This window comes from Pseudomonas sp. PS01299, assembly GCF_029960145.1.
GTDB classification, from domain to species: domain Bacteria; phylum Pseudomonadota; class Gammaproteobacteria; order Pseudomonadales; family Pseudomonadaceae; genus Aquipseudomonas; species Aquipseudomonas putida_A.
Genome location: NZ_JASCPO010000307.1, coordinates 1 through 5766 on the forward strand (window position 1 = coordinate 1; position 5766 = coordinate 5766).

Consider the following 5766-nt stretch of genomic DNA (forward strand, 5'->3'; position numbering starts at 1 on the left):
GCGGTGGGTCAGTCAATTCAAATGTGACTGATGCACCGCATTCGCGAGCAAGCCCGCTCCCACAGGGTTGTTGAAAACTCTATATCGGCGTCAGGTCCGGGCTATCAATCTGCTCCAGCATCCACTTCACAAAATCCCGCACCTTCGGCACTTCCGCCGCGTGCTCCGGGTAGGCCAGGTAATAGGCGTCGGAACTGGGCATTGCATGCTGCCATGGAATGACCAGTTTGCCGTCGGCCAATTCCTCTTCCACCAGAAACCGTGGCAGCAGCGCCACACCGCAGCCGACCTGGGCGGCGCGGATGCACATATAAAAGGTTTCGAAACGCGGGCCGTGGTAGCTGTGTTCGGTGTGGTAACCCTGACTGTCGAACCAGTCATGCCAGGCCTGTGGGCGCGAGGCATTTTGCAGCAGCACCAGATCGGTCAGTTGCGTCGGGTCGGTGAAGGGCTGATCCGGCAGGCTGCCGGGCGCACAGACCGGTACCAGCTCTTCGCCGAACAGCTTCAGGCATTCGGTGCCGGGCCGTGAGCCTTGGCCGAAATAGAACGCCAGATCGCTGCGCCCCTGTAGCAAATCGTCGGCCTCCTGCTCGTTGCACAAGTCGAGATGGATCGACGGATGGCGCAGACGCCAGCCCTTCAGACGCGGTACCAGCCAGCGCGCGCCGAAGGTCGAAGGGGTAGAAACGCGCAGGACTTCGGTCTCGCCGCCGTAGGAGCGCAGGTAATGCGTGGACATTTCCACCTGGGTGAGGATTTTTCGGACTTCCACCAGGTACAAATCCCCGGCCGGGGTCATCTGCAAGCGACGACGCACCCGACGGAACAACAAGTGCTGCAACAATTCCTCAAGCTGCGCCACTTGCTTGCTGACAGCGCTCTGGGTCAGGTTCAGCTCTTCGGCGGCCCGGGTGAAGCTCAGGTGCCGGGTCACGGCCTCGAAGCACTGCAACGCGGTGATCGATGGCAGGTGGCGTTTATTCAGCATGGGTGATCCCTTTTTCTTGTCTTTCTGTGCGCAGCATGAATAAACGGAATGATATCTCGCGTAAAGGTCGTTTGTTGCCTTGCCCTCGGGAAGCTACAACTAAAGGCCTGCCCGGTCGCGAAAATGCGTCCGCACACATTCTGTTTTTCGCTTGAGGAGTGACCCATGGTTGCCGCATTGCTTGATCGTCTTGGTGTGAACCCGGCCCTGTATCAGAACGGCAAAGTGCCGGTGCATTCGCCCATCGACGGCAGCCGCATCGCCGCCGTGAACTGGGAAGGCCCGGCCGAAGTCGAGCAGCACATCAGTCGCGCAGATCATGCTTTCGAGCTGTGGCGCAAGGTGCCGGCCCCGCGTCGCGGCGAACTGGTGCGTCAGTTCGGCGAAGTGCTGCGTGAGTACAAGGCTGACCTTGGCGAACTGGTGTCGTGGGAAGCGGGCAAGATCACTCAGGAAGGCCTCGGTGAAGTGCAGGAGATGATCGACATCTGCGACTTCGCCGTCGGCCTGTCGCGTCAGCTGTACGGTTTGACCATCGCCTCCGAGCGCCCGGGCCACCACATGCGTGAAACCTGGCATCCGCTGGGCGTGGTCGGCGTGATCAGCGCGTTCAACTTCCCCGTCGCGGTGTGGGCGTGGAACACCACGTTGGCGCTGGTCTGCGGTAACCCGGTGGTGTGGAAGCCGTCGGAGAAAACCCCGCTGACCGCACTGGCCTGCCAAGCACTGTTCGATCGCGTGGTGAAGAATTTCACCGATGCGCCGGCGCACCTGTGCCAGGTGATCATCGGTGGCCGTGATGCCGGCGAAGCGCTGGTGGATGACCCGCGTGTCGCGCTGGTCAGCGCCACCGGCAGCACCCGCATGGGCCGTGAAGTGGCGCCGAAAGTCGCCGCACGTTTTGCTCGCAGCATTCTCGAACTGGGCGGCAACAACGCGATGATCCTCGGCCCGAGCGCCGATCTGGACATGGCCGTGCGCGCCATCCTGTTCAGTGCGGTCGGTACTGCCGGGCAGCGTTGCACCACCCTGCGGCGGCTGATTGCCCATGAGTCGGTGAAGGAAGAAATCGTCACCCGCCTCAAAGCCGCGTACGCCAAAGTGCGCATCGGTCATCCGCTGGAAGGCAATCTGGTCGGCCCGCTGATCGACAAACACAGCTACGAAAATATGCAGGACGCGCTGGAGCAGGCACTGAGCGAGGGCGGCCGGGTGTTCGGCGGCAAGCGTCAGCTCGAAGATCAGTTCCCCAACGCCTACTACGTGTCGCCGGCCATTGTCGAAATGCCAGAGCAGAGCGACGTGGTCTGCAGCGAAACCTTTGCCCCGATCCTCTACGTGGTCGGCTACAGCGACTTCCAGGAAGCACTGCGCTTGAACAATGCGGTGCCGCAGGGCCTGTCGTCGTGCATCTTCACTACCGACGTGCGCGAGGCCGAGCAGTTCATGTCGGCGGTCGGCAGCGACTGTGGCATCGCCAACGTCAACATCGGCCCGAGCGGCGCGGAAATCGGCGGCGCGTTTGGTGGCGAGAAGGAGACCGGTGGCGGTCGTGAGTCGGGCTCCGACGCCTGGCGCGCCTACATGCGCCGCCAGACCAACACCGTGAACTACTCGCTGGAGTTGCCGCTGGCGCAGGGCATTACCTTCGACTGAGTTTGGAATGAAGCAGATCCTGGGAGCGGGCTTTTGTGGTGAGGGGATTTATCCCCGATGGGCTGCGCAGCGGCCCCAAAACATGCAATCGCGGAGTTTCAGATACACCGCATGCACTGGTTTTACGGTTGCTATGCAACCGATCGGGGATAAATCCCCTCGCCACAGGGCTTTATCCCACAGGATCAGCAGTGTGTTTGGCAGGTTTCTGTTGGAGTCTGGCAATGCCGTTACGCGAAGAATGTCTGTGGGAAAAACTCACGCCGCAGCGCCCGGATAACACCGCGCTCAAGAGTGAGGTCAAAGTCGATGTCTGCGTGATCGGCGCCGGGTTTACCGGGTTGTCGGCGGCGCTGCATCTGTTGGAGAAGGGCAAAAGCGTCTGCGTGCTCGAAGCGCATCGTGCCGGGTATGGCGGCTCCGGACGCAACGTCGGGCTGGTCAACGCCGGCATGTGGATCCCGCCGGACGAGATCGAAGCCGGATTCGGCGAAGCGGTCGGCAGTCAGCTCAACCGCATGCTCGGGGCGGCGCCGGCGCTGGTGTTCAGCCTTGTGGATAAATACAACATCGATTGCCAGTTGCGCCGCGAAGGCACCCTGCACATGGCGCACAACGCCAAGGGCGAGGCGGATCTGCGAAGTCGCGAGCAACAATGGAAGCGCCGCGGGGCGCCGGTCGAGCTGCTCACCGGCAAGGCCTGCGAGCAAGCCACCGGTACGCAGAAGATTGCCGCCGCACTGCTCGATCGCCGCGCCGGTACGCTCAACCCTATGGCCTATGTCACCGGCCTGGCCAACGCGGTGAAGGGCTTGGGCGGGCAGATGTTCGATCACTCGCCAGTGACCCGTCTCGAACGCGTGGACCAGCTATGGTCGGTGCAGACCGAGCTAGGTTCGGTACTCGCCGAGCAAGTGGTGATCGCCTCCAACGCCTACACCGAGGGCGACTGGACCGAACTCAAGCGCAACTTCTTCCCCGGTTACTACTATCAGGTCGCTTCGGTGCCGCTGACCGAAGACGCCGCCCATGACATCCTCCCCGGCGGGCAGGGCTCGTGGGACACGCGCCAAGTGCTGAGCAGCATCCGTCGTGACAAGGACGGCCGGTTGTTGCTCGGAAGTCTGGGCAACGGCAATCAGAAGCCGACGTGGTTCCTCAAGGCCTGGGCCGACCGGGTGCAGCAACACTACTTCCCCAACCTGAAACCGGTGGAATGGGAATGCACCTGGACCGGGCGCATCGCCTTCACCCCCGATCACCTGATGCGCCTGTTCGAACCGGCGCCGGGACTGGTGGCCGTCACCGGTTACAACGGTCGTGGCGTGACCACCGGCACTGTGGTCGGCAAAGCCTTCGCCGACTACCTGTGTGACGGAAATCCTCAAGCCCTGCCGATCCCCTTCGCACCGATGCAGCCCCTGGCCGGCGTCGGCCTGCGCAGTTGCCTGTACGAGGCCGGCTTCTCGCTGTATCACGCGGGCCAGTGCCTGCGCATCGTCATTTGAGTGTTGAAATATGTTGCCGGAAGCGGCGCTTTTCGGCGTAGCGACTAGCCTCTAATGGTGCGGGTTGTAGCAGTCCCGCACCAGCAGTGTGCAGTTCGGTGACGCGAGCTGTTACAGGCTGGTTGCACGTCGTTTGGTGCCGCGGTTGCAATGATGGCGCAAGCGGGTTGCGCCTCAGATTTAAAAAGGTTTCACCTTCCGCGGTTTAGACGGTTGCACGCCCAATGAAAATGGGAACGAAACAGTCGAAATAACAAGAAAGCAGCGACTTTTTGAAGAATAAAAAACCGATGGCACGGCGCTTGCTCAGAGCATTCAGTGAAGTGAAGTCGCAGTGCCAACTAAAAAAAACCTTGGAGCACCACCTCATGTCCCAGACGTTTTACAAGAAAGGCTTTCTGGCCCTCGCAGTAGCTACTGCGCTGGGTGTTTCTGCGTTTGCTCAAGCTGATGTGAAAATCGGTGTAGCGGGTCCGATGACTGGCGCCAACGCGGCATTTGGCGAGCAGTACATGAAGGGTGCACAGGCAGCGGCGGACGCAGTCAACGCGGCAGGCGGCGTCAACGGCGAGAAAATCGTACTGGTCAAGGGCGATGACGCCTGCGAACCGAAACAGGCAGTGACAGTCGCCAAGGATCTGGTCAACCAGAAGGTAGCCGGCGTGGTCGGTCACTTCTGCTCCTCTTCCACCATCCCCGCCTCGGAAATCTACGACGAAGCCGGCGTTATCGCGATCACCCCGGGTTCCACCAACCCGCAAGTGACCGAGCGCGGCCTGAGCGCCATGTTCCGTATGTGCGGGCGTGACGACCAGCAAGGCATCGTCGCGGGCGACTACATCGTCGACGTGCTCAAGGGCAAGAAGGTCGCCGTGCTGCACGACAAGGACACCTACGGTCAGGGCCTGGCCGATGCGACCAAGGCTCAACTGGAAAAACGTGGCGTGAAGCCGGTGCTGTATGAAGGCCTGACCCGTGGCGAGAAAGACTTCAGCGCTGTGGTCACCAAGATTCGTGCAGCCGGTGCCGACGTGGTCTACTTCGGCGGCCTGCACCCGGAAGCCGGCCCGCTGGTCAAGCAACTGCGTACCGAAGGCCTGAAAGACGTCAAGTTCATGTCTGATGACGGCATCGTCACCGACGAACTGGTGACCACCGCCGGTGGCCCGCAATACGTTGACGGCGTGCTGATGACCTTCGGCGCCGACCCTCGCCTGCTGCCAGACAGCAAGACGGTAGTGGACGCGTTCCGCAAGGCCGGCACCGAGCCTGAAGGCTACACCCTGTACGCGTACGCGTCGGTTCAGACCCTGGCGGCCGCCTTCAACGGCGCCAAGTCCAACAGTGGCGAAAAAGCCGCCGAGTGGCTCAAGGCCAACCCGGTGAAAACCGTCATGGGCGAGAAAGCCTGGGACAAGAAGGGCGACCTGAAAGTCTCTGACTACGTGGTTTACCAGTGGGACAAGGACGGCAAATACCATCAGCTGGAAAAACAGAAGTAAGGGCTGACGCGATCATCCGAACACCATGAACCCCTGTGGGAGCGGGCTTGCTCGCGAATGCGGGATGTCAGTCGCCATCAACGGTAGCTGATACACCGCTTTCGCGAGC

At 61.4% G+C, this 5766-nt stretch carries 4 protein-coding genes; 3 read left to right on the forward strand and 1 reads right to left on the reverse strand.

Annotated features, from left to right (window positions below; translation table 11 throughout):
* Positions 1 to 79: 79 nt before the first annotated feature.
* A complete protein-coding gene (locus QMX91_RS28460; protein WP_098966954.1) occupies positions 80 to 991 on the reverse strand; it encodes a LysR family transcriptional regulator in 912 nt (303 codons plus the stop codon).
* A gap of 165 nt (positions 992 to 1156) precedes the next feature.
* Between QMX91_RS28460 and QMX91_RS28465 the strand changes: the two genes are divergently transcribed.
* The 3 genes from QMX91_RS28465 to QMX91_RS28475 all read left to right on the forward strand — a co-directional run bounded on the left by QMX91_RS28465 (position 1157) and on the right by QMX91_RS28475 (position 5657).
* Entirely contained in the window at positions 1157 to 2647 is a 1491-nt protein-coding gene (locus QMX91_RS28465) for an aldehyde dehydrogenase family protein (RefSeq protein WP_098966956.1), read from the forward strand.
* Between the two features lie 224 nt (positions 2648 to 2871).
* Complete coding sequence (locus QMX91_RS28470; protein ID WP_282413730.1) at positions 2872 to 4155, forward strand: FAD-binding oxidoreductase; 1284 nt, start codon at positions 2872 to 2874, stop codon at positions 4153 to 4155.
* A gap of 368 nt (positions 4156 to 4523) precedes the next feature.
* Positions 4524 to 5657 carry an ABC transporter substrate-binding protein gene (locus QMX91_RS28475; protein WP_027613531.1) on the forward strand — a complete coding sequence of 378 codons (1134 nt, stop codon included), beginning with the start codon at positions 4524 to 4526 and terminating at the stop codon, positions 5655 to 5657.
* Positions 5658 to 5766: the final 109 nt, after the last annotated feature.